This is a genomic window from Lysinibacillus macroides (assembly GCF_001281525.1).
Taxonomy (GTDB): domain Bacteria; phylum Bacillota; class Bacilli; order Bacillales_A; family Planococcaceae; genus Lysinibacillus; species Lysinibacillus macroides.
The window spans coordinates 502,919-523,026 of record NZ_LGCI01000005.1; the positions used below are offsets into that span (position 1 = coordinate 502,919).

Consider the following 20,108-nt stretch of genomic DNA (forward strand, 5'->3'; position numbering starts at 1 on the left):
AAAGTTAGAGGTTTCTTTAGATAAATATCTGGAGAGCCTCTTTTTTACTGGAGTAGAAAGCTTTATTGACAACAGGATTATTATATTTTTGCTTAATTATCCTCCTAGCGTTACAATTAGGAATGTTATTCTAGGAGCGTTATGAACATAGCCTTATAATCGAAGAAAAGGCGTAATGGAAAGAAAGAGTGGTTGAAAAAATGAAGGTTTTATTTATTGGTGATATTGTTGGTTCGATTGGTCGAGATGCAGTAGAAAAATATTTACCTCGCTTAAAAAAGAAATACAATGCTGATGTGGTCATTGCAAATGGTGAAAATGCAGCAGCAGGACGTGGCATTACTCATAATATTTACAACAGCCTTTTACAAATGGGTGTAGATGTCATTACAATGGGCAATCATACATGGGATAATAAAGAGATTTTTGATTTTATTGATGACGCAGATTATTTAATACGTCCTGCCAACTTTTCTAGTGAGGCTCCAGGGAAAGGCATGGTGCAAATTTCTAAAAACGGTGTGACATTATCGGTGATTAATTTACATGGTCGTGTCTTTTTGCCTCCGCATGAAGATCCATTTGCGATGGCAGATCAATTAATTGAAGAGGCTCATCAAATATCGCCACTTGTCTTCGTGGATTTTCATGCAGAAGCGACAAGTGAAAAGATTGCGCTTGGTTGGCATTTAGATGGTAAGGCTTCAGCCGTTGTTGGTACGCATACACATGTACAGACAGCCGATGCAAGAATTTACCCAAATGGTACAGCGTATATTACAGATGTCGGTATGACAGGCCCATATGATGAAATTTTAGGCATGATAAAGGATAGTGTGATTTATAAATTCCAAACAAATATGCCAGCTCGCTTTGAAGTGCCGAAAAAAGGACGCGAGGTATTAAGTGGCTTCTTTGTAGAGATCAATGATAAAACAGGAAAAGCTACTTATTGTGAACGCATTTACATTAATGAAGATTACCCATTTCAAGGGTAGAGAAGTCGAAATATGTTTGTGAACGGGTGTGGTAGGTTTCTTTGTCAAACTAGTCTATTTCCTTCTTGCGGAGCATAAAATGTGCTACGGACAATAACTTGAGGTCCAAAAAGGGGGACATAAGTTGTTGAGCGTAAACACTATTCGCGAAACGGGGAGGAATAATTGTGGATTCATTAAAAGTATCATCACGCTCTAATCCAAATTCAGTTGCAGGTGCATTAGTCGCGGTAATCAGAGAAAAAGGGCAAGCAGAAATGCAAGCAGTTGGGGCAGGTGCACTTAACCAAGCCGTGAAAGCAGTGGCCATTGCACGCGGATTTGTAGCGCCAAGTGGCACAGATTTAATTTGCGCGCCAGCGTTTGCCGATATTTTAATTGCTGGTGAAGAACGTACAGCCTTGAAGTTGCTAGTGGAAAAACGTATTCGATAAAAAAGTAATGAAGTAAAATGCCTTGTCACATAATAATGTGGCGAGGCATTTTTTCGTCTTCCTGTTTACATATGATAGATGTCACTTGAAATAGGAACTTGATTTTGCTTAGATTTGAAAATTACAACTTTTTGAACAGGATGTTCAGTCAAAGGTCTGATTTTCGCCTAAATCGTTGAGAAACAATAGTGCAGAAGGGTTTCTTCGTGTTAAACTTATGAAGGAAAAATAATAGTATACATTGGATTTAAGGAGTTGTTGACATGTTACATCAGCTTTCATGGAAAGTCGGTGGGCAACAGGGTGAAGGGATTGAGAGTACAGGCGAAATTTTCTCAATGGCAATGAATCGTTTAGGTTATTTCCTATATGGTTATCGTCACTTCTCTTCTCGAATTAAAGGTGGCCATACGAATAATAAGATTACAGTTCGTCCAACAGAAGTACGTGCAATTGCGGATGATTTAGATATTTTAGTGGCGTTTGATCAAGAAACAATCGATGTCAATTATCAAGAGCTAACAAACACAGGTATTATTTTAGCCGATGCAAAATTTGACCCTGTGAAGCCAGAAGATTCACAGGCGCCATTATTTGCTGTGCCATTTACAGAAATAGCAGCGGAGCTTGGTACATCGTTAATGAAAAACATGGTGGCTATCGGAGCAACAGCTTCATTGCTTAATTTAGAGGATGCAGTGTTCCAAAATGTAGTCGATGATATTTTTGGCAGAAAAGGTGAAGAGGTTGTTCAAAAAAATATGGAGGCGATTGCACACGGCCATCAGATTATGAATGAGCTTTTAGGGGATCGTGTTGGAGAATGGGCGCTTGCCCCAGCAGATGGCAAACGTCGTATGTTTATGATTGGCAATGATGCCGTGGCACTTGGCGCATTAGCTGCTGGTACACGCTTTATGGCAGCATATCCAATTACGCCAGCCTCTGAAATTATGGAATACTTAATTAAAAAATTACCAAAATTCGGTGGTGCAGTCATTCAAACAGAAGATGAGATTGCCGCAGCAACAATGGCGATTGGCGCTAACTTCGGTGGTGTTCGTTCCTTTACCGCTTCTGCAGGTCCTGGTCTATCATTGATGATGGAGGCGATTGGTCTTTCAGGGATGACAGAGCAGCCATTAGTGATTGTTGATACACAGCGTGGAGGTCCTTCAACGGGCTTACCAACAAAGCAAGAGCAATCGGATTTAATGGCAATGCTGTATGGCACACATGGAGAAATTCCAAAAGTGGTCATTGCACCTTCTACAATGGAGGAAGCATTCTTTGATACGATTCAAGCGTTTAATATTGCAGAGGAGCTACAATTACCTGTTATCTTAATGACGGATTTACAATTATCATTAGGTAAACAATCTGTAGAGCCATTTGATTACAGCAAAATTGACATTCGCCGTGGTAAAATTGTGACAGATGAGCTGGAAGAAGCGGCAGATAAAGCTTATTTCAAGCGTTATAAAGATACAGAGGATGGGGTTTCTCCTCGTGTGCTTCCTGGTACATTACATGGCATTCACCATGTGACAGGTGTGGAGCATGATGAAACAGGGAAGCCATCTGAAGCAACAGGCAACCGTCAAGTACAAATGGACAAACGTTTCCGTAAGCTAGCTCATTTAAAATTTGAGCAGCCTGTCTATACAAATACACCATATGATGACGCTGATATTTTATTAGTCGGCTTTAACTCAACGCGTGGAGCGATTGAAGAGGTGCGGGAACGATTAATTGCACAGGGTATAAAGGTTAATCATGCCCATATTCGCTTAATTCACCCATTCCCATCTGCGGAAATGGCGCCTCTGATAGCACAGGCGAAAAAAGTCATTGTTGTAGAAAATAACTATACTGGCCAATTAGCTAATATTATGAAGATGAATGTTGGGGGTCACGATAAGATCGCAACAATCACTAAATATAATGGTACACCATTCTTGCCAGGTGAATTAGAAAATCGTGTGAAGGAGTTGACTCGCTAATGGCAACATTTAAGGATTTTCGTAATACAGTGAAACCAAACTGGTGCCCAGGCTGTGGAGACTTCTCCGTACAAGCAGCTATTCAACGTGCTGCTGCAAATGTCGGCATTGAGCCAAATGAACTTGCTGTTATTTCAGGGATTGGCTGCTCAGGTCGAATTTCAGGCTATATCAATTCCTACGGTTTCCACGGGATTCATGGTCGTGCATTGCCAATTGCACAGGGTTTAAAAATGGCTAATCGTGATTTACATGTCATCGCTTCTGGTGGTGATGGCGACGGCTTTGCTATTGGTATGGGGCATACAATTCATGCCATCCGCCGTAATATTGATATTACGTATGTTGTGATGGACAACCAAATTTATGGCTTAACAAAAGGTCAAACTTCGCCACGCTCTGCTGCTGGATTTATTACCAAATCTACACCAGGTGGTGCGATTGAGCCATCATTGAAACCATTAGAGGTAGCATTAACAAGTGGTGCGACATTTGTGGCACAGGGCTTCTCTACAGACATTAAAGAATTAACAGCACTAATTGAAGCTGGTATTAACCATAAAGGCTTCTCGTTTATCAATGTCTTTTCACCCTGTGTAACGTATAACAAAGTGAACACATATGATTGGTTTAAAGAAAACCTAACAAAATTAGCGGATGTTGAAGGTTATGACCACTCAGATCGTGGTATGGCGATGCGTACGGTGATGGAGCACGAGGGCTTAGTAACAGGTATTATTTATCATGATACTGAAACAACATCGTATCAAGAAAAAGTACCTGGCTATTCTGAGCTACCATTAACAGATATTGATATTAAAATGAGTGAGCATGATTTTAATAAGCTTGTACAAGAATTTATGTAAAACAAGAGGAAAAGCATTTGGGATGATTGTATCTCAAATGCTTTTTTGTATTCGTGAATTGAACAAGAATAAATCATTGCTTTTATAGGTGAGCATTGCGCTTGCTGAGGTTGGCAATTTCCACCCAAATGAAGTTAGTAACAGAAGTTCAATTTGTAGCGTTTTTATGTCATAAGGTATCATTCGCACCTGAGTAAACAAAATTGTATAATAAGGGTAATAACAACTGTTCATAAGTGAGGTGATACCATACGTGAAATTGCGAAATCCACATGATAAGTTTTTTAAGGAATCCTTTGGAAATGTCGCTGTAGCGAGGGATTTTTTGTTGAATTATTGCCCACAGGAAGTATTGCAAGTATTAGATTTAAGCACACTAGAACCACAGAAGGATAGCTTTTTAACACCTGAATTAGAGGAAAGCTTCTCAGATTTATTATTTAAGGTAAATATTTGTCAGCGAGAAGGCTATTTATATTTATTGTTTGAACATAAGGGTTATCCAGATAAGGGTACAACCTTGCAGCTCTTGCGGTATATGTTGGATATTTGGGAAGCCAAGCGCGTAAAAGAACGTGCAAAGAAGCTCCCAATTGTCCTGCCATTGGTGATTTATCATGATGAAAGGCAATGGAATTCACCAACCAGTTTGGGGGAACTACTTGATGGCTATGAGGAATTGCCAGAGGCAGTAAAGGCTTATGTACCAAATTTTAACTATTTATTTTACGATTTATCTAACTATACAGATGAAGAAATACGAGGAGAAGTCCAAACACGTATTTTATTGACCTTATTCCGCGATATAAAAATTAAAAGCGGGGAAGCAGTTCTTTTATCTGTATTTCGCGCCTTTCGTTATTTAGAGGAGCTAGAAGACAAACAATCGGCAGTTGGTTATGTGGAAACGATGTTACGCTATATTTATGAAGGCGGAAACGATTTAACAAAAGAAGATATGAGCAAAATCATCAAACGTCTTGAAAACCATGAATTGAAGGGAAGTGACCTAGCAATGACATTGGCGGAGATTTTAAGAAATGAGGGTCGTGAGGAAGGCAGACAAGAAGGTAGACAAGAAGGCGAAATGCAAGCTTTATCGAGAATGACAATTATTCAACTAACACAAAAATTCGGTGAGCTACCTGAGGAGCTAAAGCATAGAATTAGCCAAGCAAATATCGAAGCCCTCAATCAAATTGTATCCAATATTTTTACAATTAGTGATTTGGATGAAGTAAAGGGCTATTTATTTCAATAAACAAGACGAGGTTGTAGTTACCTCGTCTTGTTTTTAGTATAACAACGCCATTGCATGTTTTTGAACAATTTGTAAAAAGCGAAAAGCCTTTCTTTTCTTTTTAGAAGAATAGTGTAAAACCAGAATCGAAAATTGCTATATAAATTGAACTAAAGCTTCTATCTCCTTCAAAATGGGTAAAGTATACAAACTTATTGTCGAAAGGATGATCCCACATGTTACGCAATGAACAACGAGAAGAACTTCAAACGGCGATGCGACAAACAAAGGATAAGCGACTATTTGAGCGGTATCAGACTGTATTTCTACACCTTGAAGGAAAAAATAACGTTGAAATTGCGATGATCATTCAACGCAATCGAGCAACTGTTGGTGAATATATTAAAGCCTATAAAAAAGAAGGCATAACAGGTTTACGCATGGGGATTTCTACAGGTAAACCACATCGTTTGACCATCGAACAACGTGCTGAGTTGGCTGAGATTGTCACAACGAAAACGCCTGCTGATGTGGGATTTGCACCGTATACGAATTGGACGCTCGCGTTACTCGTTTCACTCGTGAAACGTGAATGGGCTGTGTCCTATTCTTTACGTGGCATGTCTAAATTATTAGAACGCATGCAATTTAGTCATACGCGCCCTACCTATACGTTGGCGAATGCGGACCCAGAAAAGCAAAAAACATTTAAAGAAGAAACATTTCCTGCTTTAAAAAAAGCTATTGTATGAGGAAATCGATCACCTTCTCTTTCAAGATGAGTCCATGATTCGTGACTACCAAGCCATTCAAAAGTCATGGTTTCCAAAAGGGAAACAGCGTCAAATCCCCACATACGGTAAGCATCAAGGCGTGAAATTAATCGGTACGTTAAATTATGAAACAGGTGAAATCTTCTGCGTCGAAGAAGAGAAATACGATGCAGAAGTCTTCCTGCGTTTCTTAGAAAAAGTCATTGCTCATTACCCAAATGGAAAAATTGTCATGATCCTCGATAACGCTCGCATTCATCATGCGAAGCTCATTCAGCCTTTTTTAAAGCTGCATCAAAATCGATTACAACTGGTGTTTTTACCACCTTACAGCCCGCAATTGAATTTAATTGAGGGGCTATGGAAATGGTTGAAAGACAGCGTCATTCATAATGTCTTTTTTTCAAGTACATCGCAAATCAAACTCGCTGTTCGTGAATTTATCCGTTGTCAAAGTGAAGATACACAAGGTATAATCGACCGACTTTGTGTTAGGTTCTAAAGTTCAATCTATATATATAACAATTTTGGATAGAATATTATTGTTATTAGACATGGAGCCTTTTCATATATGGGTTATTATAATATTTGAGCAATAGGACATTCGTATTTTTGAGTACACAAGCAAAGATGAGACGATACAAGCACTACAGATATTCCATAAAAATACATATTATCATATGCAAAGTAAACCAAAGAGTAACAGGTGAGTGTAGCTGTTACTCCTTTTTGTTTGTCTTTTCATTTTTTTCTCCGCTATTGCCTATCATGAAGACGATAAATAGGTAGCTATATAGCAATAAATCCTGTAGAAATACAGGTCACAACAATTTTCATAGATAACACTAGCATTAAAATTTCATAAGATGCCGCACAACATGGCAGATAATTGACAAGGGTTTAAATGATTCTAGTGTTGATATCTATTTTTATATTCGCGAGTATTGCCTCTGCTTGCAAATGTTCGCTTCAGCTTTGTGGGTATTTTAAAAAAAGATAAGTTTTTTCATTTTTATAATTAAATATTACTAACAAATAATATATTATAAAGATAGAAAATATTGTGGCAATCCGCTCTGTAACAGCTTTCTCTGATAGAGTCTTTCATCCAGCAGATAATATCACACGCGCACAATTAGCGAAAATTTCAGCAAATTGGCTCATAACTGAAGGTACAAGTTCTGCTAAGGATGTAGCTAGCTATCATTGGAGTGCAAGCTATATTGTAGCACTAGAGCGAGCAGGGATTACATTGGGGGATAATAGAAAATTCCACCCTGAAGCATCTATGACAAGAACCCAATTGGTAGCGTTTTATACTGAGTAATGCAGCAATAAATAGTGAGGCTATCTGACAGCTTCACATCATTATGATCATAGCAAAAAATTTTTATATTGTTTTATATTATTTTATAGTAATATAAAATCAGAAATAGATAATGATACTATTTCTGATGGGGCACGGAATTAAAGAAGAAGGAGGGAATTACAACTAAGGTATTTATTTGTTTACTGTCTAGTTATTCTTGTACATGAATTCTATATAACTAATATTTGTAAAAAAGTTATTGTCAGATGAGGCATAATAAGTGAAGGAAGTGGTTCAATGGAGATTGATATTGATTTTTCAAGTATTCATACTTTTTGGAGATCAACGCATTCTACCTCAAATTGGTTGATAGAAGATATCTATACGAGTCTATATTCTAAATTTGTACATCGACTTGTTGCTGCTGATACAGATGGTTTTGCGACTATTCAGGGAAAACCTGTTATTTATGTAGCGAATCATCAGACAGCTATTGAGTCGATGTTGTTTTCTATGATTGTAGGGGGTCTGACCCAAACGCCGATTTGCTCATTAGCGAAGATGGAACATCAACAAAGCTGGTTAGGTCAATTGATTTCGCATAGCTCGTTATATCCAGGCTATCATCCCCATCGTAGCATGATTTTGTTTGACAGAAGGAAGCCTCGGACATTTTTTAAAATTTTAAAACAGATGTCAACTATTTTACAGCAGGAACAGACTTCCCTGTTGATTCATGTTGAGGGTACGAGAGCGATAAGCTGTCGCGAAGCATCAACACAAATGAATAGGAATGTGATTCAGATAGCCATGGAAGCTAATGTGCCAATTGTTCCAGTCCGTTTTACGGGAGGGTTGCCAGTAGAGCCCTTATTAGAGCGCATTGATTTCCCTGTCGGCTTCGGATGCCAAGATTATTACATCGGTACACCTATTTTGCCCGATAAATTGCGGTTACTTTCCATAGAAGAACAAAAAAATATTATTTTGCAAAGTATCCAGCAATTGGGTATTCCCAATGACAAGGAAGTTCCTTATGCCCCTGACAAAGATTTTACAGAAAAAGTAAAGAACTGGATGGATAAAACAGGAGCTTTAGAACCCTATGCGGTTCTTCTGCATACACTTGCTACCTACAGTGATGTGGGGCCTGAAAGCAAGGCGCTGATTGCTGGAATGGAGCAAAGAAAGTTGAATTATCCAGCAAATGAGGTAGCACAATGGTTAAATCAGTTTGCACATTGGATGTATGGAAACAAGAATCTTGACAATAACATACAGGCAAATAGAAGCTGAAATTTCGATTGATAAGAAAGAGGTGGGAACGATAGCTTCCTATTATCGACGCAGTTTACTCTATTTTTTTATTTCCTTTATTGGAACGGGGCTGCAAAACGTAATCCCACAAGCCTTCTTTTCAGTGACATATCCTGATTCCAAAGAACTGTGGCTTTCCATTTGTCTTGTGGCAGGCTCGTTGGGAAGTATCGGGGCTGTGCAGATTTCTCATAAACATCAACTTTTCGTCAGTGACTTGCTAGGAGTAAGACGAACTATTTTCACAATCGGAGGGTTTGTCACCTTGCTTCTTGCGCTTATTCTTGTACTTGAGACAGGCAATGTTACATGGTTTATATGTTCGTTTATTTGGGCACGTGCGATTTCGCAATGGCTTGTTAACGGGCTGGATCAACATTATGTTCAGTCTACATCGGAAGCAGGAATTAAAGCGCATGCGAACAGTGTTACCTTGATGCAACTGCTTGGTATGATAGCTGCACCAGTATATTTTTCCTTTTTTGCTGACATAGGCTGGCCGAATATCCTGTTAATGCTGATATTGACGGGCTTTATTACGTTTGAAGTGTGGAAACAGCTTCAGCATAAGCAGTCTATTGTGGTTCCTACTGTAGGAGTTCCGTTAGATCAAAGACGACACAAACTGGAGTATCAGGACTGGTTGTTTCTTATTTATGTCATCAGCACTGCAACGGGCTCACTACTATTTTCAAGCAATGCGATATTTATTGTCACGGATTTTTATCATCTGAAACACCCGATTGTACAAGGTGGTTTATTATTGACCATTATGAATTTGACCGCAATCATTTCAGTCATTATCAATAAAAGAACAATCCAAATAAAACAAAGTATGGAATATCGGGGAGTCTTGCTATATGCTCATAAACTTGTCATACTTTCTTCTGTATTGATTGTCCAAATATTTTGTCTATGGCTTCGTCCGGTTGATGCCTATGTCTTTTTGGTGGGCTGGGGAATCGTCATTGGATATTTCTATGGATTGTTCTATTTATTTACTCGATTACTCGTGACCCATCTTGCTGTGACAGAAAACAAACAGTGGGTGCTGTCCCTCTATAATAATCAATCTAGTTACTCAGTTGTTCTTTCATCTGTGGTCCTACTGTTTCTTTCAATTGCTACCCATTTTGCTGGAGTTGATATGATTCCATACGTTCTGGCTGCGATTGCGTTTTTCATTATAAGTGGCTTCGTGGCAGCCATCCTACTACGGTATAGAATTCACCTAAGTAACTGAAATTGTAAATATTGTGTGGGGAAAATTGTATAACTATATATTACTTTTTAATAATATTAACTAAGGAGGTGGAATTATCATGATAAGCTTAAAGAAGCTTAGCTTTTTCATGATGCTGTATGTCGTTATCCAGTTTTCTCTTATCGTTTCACCAACTGTAGAGGCTTCAGAGGCAGGTCAATTTAACCCGATTCGACTACAGACAGGTTTTTTTGGACCTAGTTTTGGGGGCATCATGGGGATGGATATAGATAAAGATGGCAATATTTATGTCGTTGATCACCACACACACAGTTTGGAAATTTGATTCAGATGGTAATTATCTAAAAGATTGGTATAATGCTGATCCAAATTGGAATATTGACCCATTTCATAGACCTGCCTGTATTGCCGTAGATGCGGCAGGGAATATGTATATTACAGATTATGACAATCATCGCATTCAAAAATTCGCATCAGATGATACTTGGATAAAGAGCTGGGGAAAGTATGGGAAGGGCAATGGTCAATTTGACTACTCTTGGGGAATTACAATCGATTCAGCAGGGCATGTTTATGTGGCGGATGCTAGAAATAATCGCGTCCAAAAATTTACATCAGATGGTACATATATAACGCAATTCGGTGGGCTTTCGGAACCTCTTTATGTTGCAATAGATAAAGATGGCAATGTGTATGCGACGAATCGTGATTATTATAGTGATAATCAATGGGTGCAAAAATATAAAGCAGATGGCACATTTTTGACCCAGTGGACTGGGGATTTTAAGGAAGTAGCTGGCATTGTTATTGATGCAGAGGGCAATGTTTATGTGGCGGATGCTGGTAATCATAGCATTAAAAAATTCACATCAAATGGTGAATATTTAACGGAATGGGGTGGATTTGGTACGGGCAATGGTCAATTTAACTATCCAACTGATCTCGCAATGGATTCGGCAGGGAATATATATGTAACCGATACACGGAACAAGCGTGTGCAAAAAATGACGCCCTTACCATCTACAGCAACTTTAAGCAGCCTAACTGTGAATACAGGCACTCTAAATCCAGCCTTTTCATCCACAAGAGATAACTATTCAATCAATGTAGCTCATAATGTATCCACATTGACCATTACGGCAAAAGCTGAGGATGCGCTTGCAAAAATCAATGTAGAAGGAAAGACGCCAGCTACGGGCACATTGAGCGAGCAAGTCGATCTAGATGTGGGGAATAATAGTATTCCTATTATTGTTACGGCTCAAGATGGTCATAGCAAAAAAACCTATATGCTAACTGTAAAGCGAGCACCATCGACAGACGCGACCTTAAAAAGCTTAACGCTAGACCACGGTACATTAAGCCCAGCTTTCTCAGCGAATCGAGAGACTTATACCGTGCAGGTAGCACACACGGTATCCGCCCTCCAAATTACAGCTTCGACCACAAATAATGGCGCAAGTACGACGATTAATGGGAGTAAGAAAACAACGGAAACGGTATCGTTAGTAGCGGGGCAAACAAAGACTATTCCAATTGTCGTCACAGCTCAGGATGGCAACACGAAAAAGACTTATACACTAACAGTAACAAGAGCACCATCAAGTGATGCGACCTTAAAAAGTTTAACGACGAGTAGTGGGACAGTAAGCCCGTTGTTTACACCGAGTGAAGAAAATTACACGGTGCAAGTAGACACTAGCGTCACGACAGTAGATGTTGCGGCTATTACAATGGATAGTCAAGCGAACTTCACCATAAATGGCAAGCAAATAATGTTGGAAACCATCTCGCTAGCAGTAGGGCAAACAAAGATCATCCCGATTGTTGTGACCGCTCAGGACGGGAAAACAACAAAAACGTATACATTAACAGTCACACGTGCGCCATCAAGCGATGCCACGTTGCAAAGTTTAACGGTCAGTAATGGTATGGTAAGCCCGACATTCACGGCACAGGAAGAAAATTACACGGTGCAGGTAGAGCATCATGTGACGACAGTGGATGTTGCCGCTATTACAACAGATAACCAAGCAAGTCTCACTATAAATGGAAAACATACAACAGTGGAAACAGTGACACTAGTGGCAGGGCAAGCCGTGTCGATTCCACTTGTCGTCACAGCCCAAGACGGTATAAACCAAAAGACCTATACAGTGATTATAGCACGTGCACCATCAAGCGATGCGACCCTGCAAAGCTTGCTTGTAGATAATGGCATCCTAAGTCCAAGCTTCCAGCCAACAACCACGATCTATACCGTGCAGCCAGCTATTGCTGCTTCTACAATACAAGTGACAGCGCTGCCAACGAACATGGATGCAAGCGTGATGATAAACGGGTATACTACGACAGCAGATACGATTACGTTAACAATGAGCCAACCGATGACCATTCCCATCGTTGTGACAGCTCAAAATGGGGAACGAAGTGTCTACACATTGCTTGTGCAAGAAACGATTATCCCTGTTGCAAGTGTGATGATTCAGCCGACACAATTACGGCTACAAGTAGGGGGGAACCCAGTTGCATTGACAGCAACAGTCTATCCAATAAATGCGAGTAATCAGCGTGTGAGCTGGCGAAGCAATAACCCAAGTGTGGCCACTGTCGATGAACATGGCAGAATCACACCAAAATCGGCAGGTCAAGCAGAAATTGACGTCACAACAGTAGATGGGGGGCAAACAGCCACAGCTTTTATCACCGTGGGGCAGGTAGTAGTTGGGAATGAATCAACACCAAGTCCAGCACCGATGGAAGAGCCAACAAGCGGCAATAATCCCTCTCCACCAACCTCTATGACAATTACATTTTATACAAATGGAGGTACAGCGCTGGAGTCGATTGAGGTGGCTTACAATATGAAAGTAAGTAATTTACCAGTGCCTACAAGAGAGGGCTACCAATTTGATGGCTGGTATTGGGATGAAGCATTGACTATTGAGTGGACTAAGGAAACAGCTATAAGGGAAAACCTGACACTCTATGCAAAATGGACAGCATTACCAGCGAAGGAATCGGAACCTCCAAAAGAATCACAGCCTAAGCCATCAATTGTAACTTTCCGAGATATTGACAAGCACTGGGCACAGGAAATGATTGAGGCATTAGCAACGCAGGGGATTATTCAAGGCTATGAGGATGGCACCTTCCGTCCAAATGAGTCGATCAGTCGGCAGCATGTGGCAGCGCTAGTAACAAGAGCTTTTTCATTTGAATCGGTACGAACAACAGATGATCTTTCTGATGTTACCCCAATGAATCCATATTATGGGGCAATACGCACATTACAGCAGGCTGGAATGATAGATGGCACAGAAGAGGGGTTGTTCCTGCCAACCGAAAAAATGACACGCGCTCAGCTAGCGAAGGTGCTTGTTGGGATGATGGGGCTAAAGCCAGAAGGAACAACTTCATTTAGCGATGTAAGTAGCGATCATTGGGGGGCAGGCTATATTGCCTTATTAGAGCGTGAAGGCATTGCACTTGGCGACAATGGCTATTTCTATCCAAATAAACCTGTGACCCGTGCACAGTTCGTTACATTTTTATATCGTATCATGTATATGCAGTAGGGATTGGTTCAAAAGAACCCCCCGTTCTGCATGAACAACAAAAGTGCTTGGAAGTATCTAGTTTCTTCCAAGCTTTTCATTTGATCCATTCTATTCAGTATATTGTTTGTGTAAAGTTTTTCATGGTATCCTATTAATAGCTTTTATTTTTAAGGGAGGTATCTGTGATGGCAGAAAGAGGAAGACCTAAAGGCGCAAGTGGAGAAGAAAGTCGGGCATTACTACTTGAAATAGCAGCAAAAGAATTTGCACAGCATGGATACCACGAAACAAAGGTGAGTTCGATTGTAAAAGGTGCATCATTAAGTCAGCCTACATTTTATTTATATTTTAAAAATAAAGAGGCTATTTTTGAAGAATTAGAAAATTTATTTTACCTACGACTAATGGAGTATGCAAAGAAAAGTCGTTTACAGCCTCAGCTAGAGTCACCAACAGTTAAAGCGCGTATTGTCCATAATTTAAAGGAATTATTAACATTCTTTTGCAAGAACCCAAATTTAACGCGCATCGGGTTTTATTTGTCTACAAAGGCAAATGATATCAAGACACAAATTGTTCAGCAAATTAAAGGAAATCTTGATTTTGAAGTAAGTGCAGGCTATTTTCGTAAAAATCTGGATACACAAATGGTTGCAGAGTGTTTAATCGGTATGATTGAACGATTAACGTTTATCCAATTACTGCCTAAGAAAAAAGGGCCAGAAGAAATAGCCAATGATATTGTAGACTTATTAATAGAGGGTATGTTGGATAGAGAAAATAATAGAAAATAGCTTAAAAGAAGCTGGAACAGAACGCTATTATTTTGAAAAATAGCGAAAATGGATAATAATTTTTTTATTTCATTAAGTTGAATATTCCTCTCTAAATAAAAAAGTGTCAGACTTATTGTAACTTGGTCTAACATTTTTTCTTTTTGTCCCAGCTTTTTTGTATAGTCGGAAGCATTAGACAAGGAAAATGTAGGCGACCAAATAGGAATATATAAACCAACTAAAAGGTCAGATAGAACAGATGCACGTAGCATAGCCTTCCGTATGAAAAAGAGTGTAGAAATTTTGGGAGGATTTAAAGGGAATGAAACAGTATTCACACACCGAAATTTCGAAACACACAAAACTATATTAAGTGGTGATTTTTTTCGTGAAACAAATGCTTATAGTGTATTCTATCATTTATTTAATCCGTCAAATATATTAGATGAAACAGCACTTCTTAATGGTGTCACAATTACGGATGGGCGTGCGAATAAATCTTGAATTTATTGGAGATAAAGCATTAACAGCAGGCAGTGATGGTGACTATGGAGGTGCTGTCTATAATACTATAGACCCTCTTTCATAAATTGAAACCTAATGAATGTTGAATTTAATGGAAATTCAACAGCCTTAGGTGGCGGAATTTACAATGGAGCAAGCAGTCTGCTCTTGACAAAGGAAAAGTTTATCTTGGTTCAGCAAATGTCTTTTGTACCGAAAGTATTAGCGATAGGCACAATTCTCCTGAGACATAATTGATTGTTTCTTATATTACGCTGGCGTTCATATAATTCTATATGCTCAGGCTTTAATGCCATTTTTTGTTATTATTGGTTTGTTGCGGCCATTTTTTTAATTTAAGGGATTTCCTAAATAACTGAAATTACTTATATATATAGATTGAACTTTAGAACCTAACACAAAGTCGGTCGATTATACCTTGTGTATCTTCACTTTGACAACGGATAAATTCACGAACAGCGAGTTTGATTTGCGATGTACTTGAAAAAAAGACATTATGAATGACGCTGTCTTTCAACCATTTCCATAGCCCCTCAATTAAATTCAATTGCGGGCTGTAAGGTGGTAAAAACACCAGTTGTAATCGATTTTGATGCAGCTTTAAAAAAGGCTGAATGAGCTTCGCATGATGAATGCGAGCGTTATCGAGGATCATGACAATTTTTCCATTTGGGTAATGAGCAATGACTTTTTCTAAGAAACGCAGGAAGACTTCTGCATCGTATTTCTCTTCTTCGACGCAGAAGATTTCACCTGTTTCATAATTTAACGTACCGATTAATTTCACGCCTTGATGCTTACCGTATGTGGGGATTTGACGCTGTTTCCCTTTTGGAAACCATGACTTTTGAATGGCTTGGTAGTCACGAATCATGGACTCATCTTGAAAGAGAAGGTGATCGATTTCCTCATACAATAGCTTTTTTTAAAGCAGGAAATGTTTCTTCTTTAAATGTTTTTTGCTTTTCTGGGTCCGCATTCGCCAACGTATAGGTAGGGCGCGTATGACTAAATTGCATGCGTTCTAATAATTTAGACATGCCACGTAAAGAATAGGACACAGCCCATTCACGTTTCACGAGTGAAACGAGTAACGCGAGCGTCCAATTCGTATACGGTGCAAATCCCACATCAGCAGGCGTTTTCGTTGTGACAATCTCAGCCAACTCAGCACGTTGTTCGATGGTCAAACGATGTGGTTTACCTGTAGAAATCCCCATGCGTAAACCTGTTATGCCTTCTTTTTTATAGGCTTTAATATATTCACCAACAGTTGCTCGATTGCGTTGAATGATCATCGCAATTTCAACGTTATTTTTTCCTTCAAGGTGTAGAAATACAGTCTGATACCGCTCAAATAGTCGCTTATCCTTTGTTTGTCGCATCGCCGTTTGAAGTTCTTCTCGTTGTTCATTGCGTAACATGTGGGATCATCCTTTCGACAATAAGTTTGTATACTTTACCCATTTTGAAGGAGATAGAAGCTTTAGTTCAATTTATATAGTTTGAAAAAATTTTATATAAACATATATTACTTTCTGATAATATATGTTTTAGGAGGTGATGGCGTTGAGTGGAAAAAAGCTACGTTTATTTGTCCTGTTATATATAGTTCTGCAGTTTTCTTTGGTCGTTTTCTCCTCTGTGGAAGCTTCGGAGGCAGGGAAGTTTAGAACGGTATTAACAGGTTTTAATCAGCCAGAAGGAATTGCGGTAGATAAAGACGGTAATATTTACGTTATTGATGCACGTGACAATTGTATTTTGAAATTCAAATCGGATAACTCATTTCTTAATAAATGGTGTAATCAAATAGGTGGACAGTCAATTTCTTATCCAAAAGGAATTGCGGTGGATGCTGCAGGGAATATTTATATCACAAACTCAAATAACTCAACTATACAAAAATTTAGGGCAGATGGTACGCATATAATGGATTGGGGAGGCTATGGAACAGCTATTGGTCAATTTAATAATCCTAGCAGTATTGCCATAGATACAGCGGGCAATCTTTATATTGCAGATACGTATAATAAACGTATTCAAAAATTTACATCGAATGGCGTATATGTAATGCATTTTGATATAGAGTACTCCCCCTATAATATTACAGTAGATAAATTGGGAAATATATATACTACGAATTTGGACGTTTTACGAAAATATAGAGCAGATGGCACATATTTAATGAAATTTAATGGGAGTTTCAACTTTCCAGATGGGATAGCTACCGATGCAGATAATAATATCTATGTTGTGGATAAAATGAGACATTGCATACAAAAATACGCGGCAAACGGAACGTATTTAGCTCAATGGGGGGCTCAGGGGAAGGGGGATGGTCAGTTTCTTTATCCTACTCAAATAGCAAGCGATACAGCAGGGAGTTTGTATGTGACAGATAGGGATAATAAACGTGTGCAAAAGATGACTCCGTTACCATCTAATACAAACTTAGCTAGCCTAAAGGTGGGAGAAGCCACATTATCACCTTCATTGAATTATCAGGTAGAGGTAGGGAATGATGTTTCGATGCAAACCATTATAGCAACATCATCAGATCCTCTTGCGAAAATTAACATAGAAGGGCAGCCACCATCTATTGGCACATTGAGTTATCAGGCAAATCTAAATGTTGGTGATAATGTGATTCCAATTGTTGTGACGGCTCAGGATGGGTATAGTAAAAAAACGTACACGCTTACGATAAAGAGATTGCCATCAAATGAAGCCACCTTAAAAAGCTTAACAGTCAATCATGGTACATTAAATCCAATGTTTGCAGCAAATGAAGAAACTTACACGTTACAAGTAGAGCATGCTGTAGCAGCGCTTCAAATTACAGCAGAAACAACAAATAATGGAGCACGTATGACCATCAATGGCAATCGGAAAACATCGGAAACGATAGCACTGGTAGCAGGTCAAACCACAACGATACCGATTGTAGTAACAGCCCAAAATGGCATGACGCAAAAAACCTACACATTGGCAGTAACAAGGGCGTTATCAGATGAAGCCACCTTAAAAAGCATAATGGTAGATCATGGTACGTTAAGCCCAGCATTCATGGCAAGCGAAGAAACCTACACGTTACAGGTAGCGCATGCTGTAGCAGCGCTTCAAATTACAGCGGAAACAACAAATAATGGAGCAAGTATGACTATCAATGGCAGTGAGAAAACATCGGAAACGATAGCGCTAGTAGCAGGTCAAACCATAACGATACCGATTGTAGTAACAGCCCAAAATGGCATGATACAAAAAACCTACACATTGGCAATAACCCGAGCGTTGTCAGATGATGCGACCTTAAAAAGCATAACGGTAGATCATGGTACGTTAAGCCCAGCATTTACGGCAAATGAAGAAACCTATACGTTACAGGTAGAACATAGCGTTCCAGCAATAAATGTTGTCGCACTCCCATTAGATAATCAAGCAAGTGTGACTATTAATGGACGTCAAAAAACATCGGAAATAATCCTACTGATAGCAGGGCAAGCAACTCAAGTTCCGATAGTTGTAACAGCCCAAGATGGAGAAACGCAAAAGACCTACACAATGATAGTAATGCGAGCACCATCAAATGATGCCACCTTACAAAGTTTAATAGTAGAACATGGTATATTAAATCCAAGCTTCAATTCATCTGTAACAATGTATACCGTCCAGCCTGATCTTACTGCTGCTACCTTACAAGTGACAGCACTGCCAACGAATGTTGATGCAAGTGTGATGATTAATGGAAAAACCACTACAGCAGATACAGTTACTTTAACAACAGAACATTCTATGACCATTCCAATTGTAGTTACCGCACAAAGCGGTGAGCAGAGTGTCTACACATTGCTTGTACAAGCACCATCTATCCCTGTGACCAGTGTTCGATTACAGCCAGAAAAGTTCCAATTACAGGTAGGTAGTAATCCAGTAGCATTGACAGCAACGATATATCCAAGCAATGCGAGTAATCAGCGTGTTAGTTGGAGAAGTACTAACCCAGTTATTGCCACTGTTGATGAATACGGAATGGTTACAGCTAAATCGGCGGGAAAAACAGAAATTGTAGTAACAACGGCGGATGGTGGTCAAACAGCAACAGCTCTAGTAGTAGTGGAAGAAATTCCAACTAGGAATGAGCCGCTACCAAGCCCAACACCTACACAGCAGCCAATAAACGATAATGATTTTTCTCCACCATCAACTGTAAAAATTATATTGTATGCAAATAATGGTACAGTACTAGAGCCAATTGAAATTACCTATAATACAAGAGTTAGTGATTTACCAGTGCCAACAAGAGAGGGCTACCAATTTGATGGCTGGTATCAGGATGAATCGCTGACAACACCATGGGTTGTGGAGATGCTTGTGCGAGAGGATATAGTACTTTATGCCAAGTGGATAGCATTGCCGGTGGAAGAACTAGAACCACTGCAAGAATCACAGCAACCACCAAAGCCAGTCGAGAGGTTTGAAGATATTGAACGCCATTGGGCACAAGAGATGATTGAGGAACTAGTGACACGTGATATTATTCAAGGCTATGAGGATGGCACTTTCCGTCCGAATGAAGCGATTAGTCGTCAGCATGTTGTCGCACTATTAACAAGAGCCTTTTCATTTGAATCGGTGCGATCAACAGATGATTTTTCAGATGTTTCACCAATGAATCCATATTATGAGGCAATACGTACATTACAGCAGGCTGGAATTATTGATGGCGCAGAGGGGATGTTCCTACCAACAGAAAATACGACACGTGCCCAGCTAGCAAAGGTACTGGTTGGTGTAATGGGACTAACGCCAGCAGGAACAACTTCATTTAGCGATGTAAGTAGCAATCATTGGGGAGCAGGCTATATTGCAGTATTAGAGCGTGAAGGTATTGCGCTTGGTGATCATGGTAAATTCCATCCAAATGTGCCTGTCACACGTGCAGAATTTGTAGCATTTTTATATCGAATCATAGAAAAAGAATAACCAATAAAGGGCTTGAAGAGGGAGTGATTTCCTTATCGAGCCATAAAGTAAGGGACGTCTGAATTCGATGGCGTCTCTTTTTATTTCGTAGGAATA

The 20,108-nt window shown here is 39.4% G+C and carries 14 protein-coding genes; 13 read left to right on the forward strand and 1 reads right to left on the reverse strand.

The window, feature by feature from the left end; translation table 11 throughout:
• The first annotated feature begins 200 nt into the window (after window positions 1-200).
• From ADM90_RS05290 to ADM90_RS05350, 12 genes are all read left to right on the forward strand, one after another.
• Complete coding sequence (locus ADM90_RS05290; RefSeq protein WP_053993994.1) at window positions 201-998, forward strand: TIGR00282 family metallophosphoesterase; 798 nt, start codon at window positions 201-203, stop codon at window positions 996-998.
• 167 nt (window positions 999-1,165) lie between these two features.
• On the forward strand, window positions 1,166-1,432 hold the full coding sequence (locus ADM90_RS05295; RefSeq protein WP_004224903.1) for a stage V sporulation protein S: 267 nt from the start codon (window positions 1,166-1,168) through the stop codon (window positions 1,430-1,432).
• 263 nt (window positions 1,433-1,695) lie between these two features.
• The gene (locus ADM90_RS05300; RefSeq protein ID WP_053993995.1) at window positions 1,696-3,435 is read left to right on the forward strand and encodes a 2-oxoacid:acceptor oxidoreductase subunit alpha; all 1,740 of its coding nucleotides are present in this window, start codon (window positions 1,696-1,698) and stop codon (window positions 3,433-3,435) included.
• Window positions 3,435-4,301, forward strand: a complete 867-nt coding sequence (locus tag ADM90_RS05305) for a 2-oxoacid:ferredoxin oxidoreductase subunit beta (protein ID WP_053993996.1) — start codon at window positions 3,435-3,437, stop codon at window positions 4,299-4,301. The genes ADM90_RS05300 and ADM90_RS05305 overlap by 1 nt, the downstream gene beginning before the upstream one ends.
• A gap of 253 nt (window positions 4,302-4,554) precedes the next feature.
• Entirely contained in the window at window positions 4,555-5,562 is a 1,008-nt protein-coding gene (locus tag ADM90_RS05310) for an Rpn family recombination-promoting nuclease/putative transposase (protein WP_053993997.1), read from the forward strand.
• 215 nt (window positions 5,563-5,777) lie between these two features.
• A protein-coding gene (locus tag ADM90_RS23630; protein ID WP_152927960.1) for an IS630 family transposase occupies window positions 5,778-6,816 on the forward strand; the annotation gives its coding sequence in 2 pieces (ribosomal slippage) (window positions 5,778-6,275 and window positions 6,277-6,816; 1,038 coding nt in all).
• A 561-nt stretch (window positions 6,817-7,377) separates the two neighbouring features.
• Window positions 7,378-7,641, forward strand: a complete 264-nt coding sequence (locus ADM90_RS05325; RefSeq protein ID WP_053993998.1) for an S-layer homology domain-containing protein — start codon at window positions 7,378-7,380, stop codon at window positions 7,639-7,641.
• A gap of 279 nt (window positions 7,642-7,920) precedes the next feature.
• Window positions 7,921-8,919, forward strand: coding sequence for a lysophospholipid acyltransferase family protein (locus tag ADM90_RS05330; protein ID WP_053993999.1), 999 nt, complete (start codon window positions 7,921-7,923; stop codon window positions 8,917-8,919).
• Complete coding sequence (locus ADM90_RS05335; RefSeq protein WP_152927969.1) at window positions 8,873-10,183, forward strand: hypothetical protein; 1,311 nt, start codon at window positions 8,873-8,875, stop codon at window positions 10,181-10,183. Before ADM90_RS05330 ends, ADM90_RS05335 begins: the two co-directional genes overlap by 47 nt.
• Before the next feature lie 79 nt (window positions 10,184-10,262).
• On the forward strand, window positions 10,263-10,490 hold the full coding sequence (locus tag ADM90_RS05340) for a hypothetical protein (RefSeq protein WP_053994001.1): 228 nt from the start codon (window positions 10,263-10,265) through the stop codon (window positions 10,488-10,490).
• Entirely contained in the window at window positions 10,453-13,743 is a 3,291-nt protein-coding gene (locus ADM90_RS24965; RefSeq protein ID WP_161804053.1) for a cadherin-like beta sandwich domain-containing protein, read from the forward strand. The genes ADM90_RS05340 and ADM90_RS24965 overlap by 38 nt, the downstream gene beginning before the upstream one ends.
• A gap of 167 nt (window positions 13,744-13,910) precedes the next feature.
• Window positions 13,911-14,519, forward strand: coding sequence for a TetR/AcrR family transcriptional regulator (locus tag ADM90_RS05350; RefSeq protein WP_053994002.1), 609 nt, complete (start codon window positions 13,911-13,913; stop codon window positions 14,517-14,519).
• Window positions 14,520-15,411: 892 nt separating this feature from the next.
• Here ADM90_RS05350 and ADM90_RS23670 read toward each other — a convergent pair.
• Window positions 15,412-16,450 (reverse strand): IS630 family transposase gene (locus ADM90_RS23670; protein ID WP_152927960.1). Its coding sequence is split into 2 segments (ribosomal slippage): window positions 15,412-15,951 and window positions 15,953-16,450, totalling 1,038 coding nucleotides; the frame shifts between segments, so codons are not numbered across the junction.
• A 145-nt stretch (window positions 16,451-16,595) separates the two neighbouring features.
• Between ADM90_RS23670 and ADM90_RS24200 the strand changes: the two genes are divergently transcribed.
• On the forward strand, window positions 16,596-20,012 hold the full coding sequence (locus ADM90_RS24200; RefSeq protein WP_161804054.1) for a cadherin-like beta sandwich domain-containing protein: 3,417 nt from the start codon (window positions 16,596-16,598) through the stop codon (window positions 20,010-20,012).
• Window positions 20,013-20,108: the final 96 nt, after the last annotated feature.

Coding starts and splice junctions, on each gene's coding strand:
- ADM90_RS05330 (WP_053993999.1), top strand. CDS start 7,921: ATGGAGATTGATATTGATTTTTCAAGTATTCATACTTTTTGGAGATCA.
- ADM90_RS05335 (WP_152927969.1), top strand. CDS start 8,873: ATGGAAACAAGAATCTTGACAATAACATACAGGCAAATAGAAGCTGAA.
- ADM90_RS05350 (WP_053994002.1), top strand. CDS start 13,911: ATGGCAGAAAGAGGAAGACCTAAAGGCGCAAGTGGAGAAGAAAGTCGG.
- ADM90_RS05290 (WP_053993994.1), top strand. CDS start 201: ATGAAGGTTTTATTTATTGGTGATATTGTTGGTTCGATTGGTCGAGAT.
- ADM90_RS24965 (WP_161804053.1), top strand. CDS start 10,453: ATGTCGTTGATCACCACACACACAGTTTGGAAATTTGATTCAGATGGT.
- ADM90_RS05340 (WP_053994001.1), top strand. CDS start 10,263: ATGATAAGCTTAAAGAAGCTTAGCTTTTTCATGATGCTGTATGTCGTT.
- ADM90_RS05300 (WP_053993995.1), top strand. CDS start 1,696: ATGTTACATCAGCTTTCATGGAAAGTCGGTGGGCAACAGGGTGAAGGG.
- ADM90_RS05305 (WP_053993996.1), top strand. CDS start 3,435: ATGGCAACATTTAAGGATTTTCGTAATACAGTGAAACCAAACTGGTGC.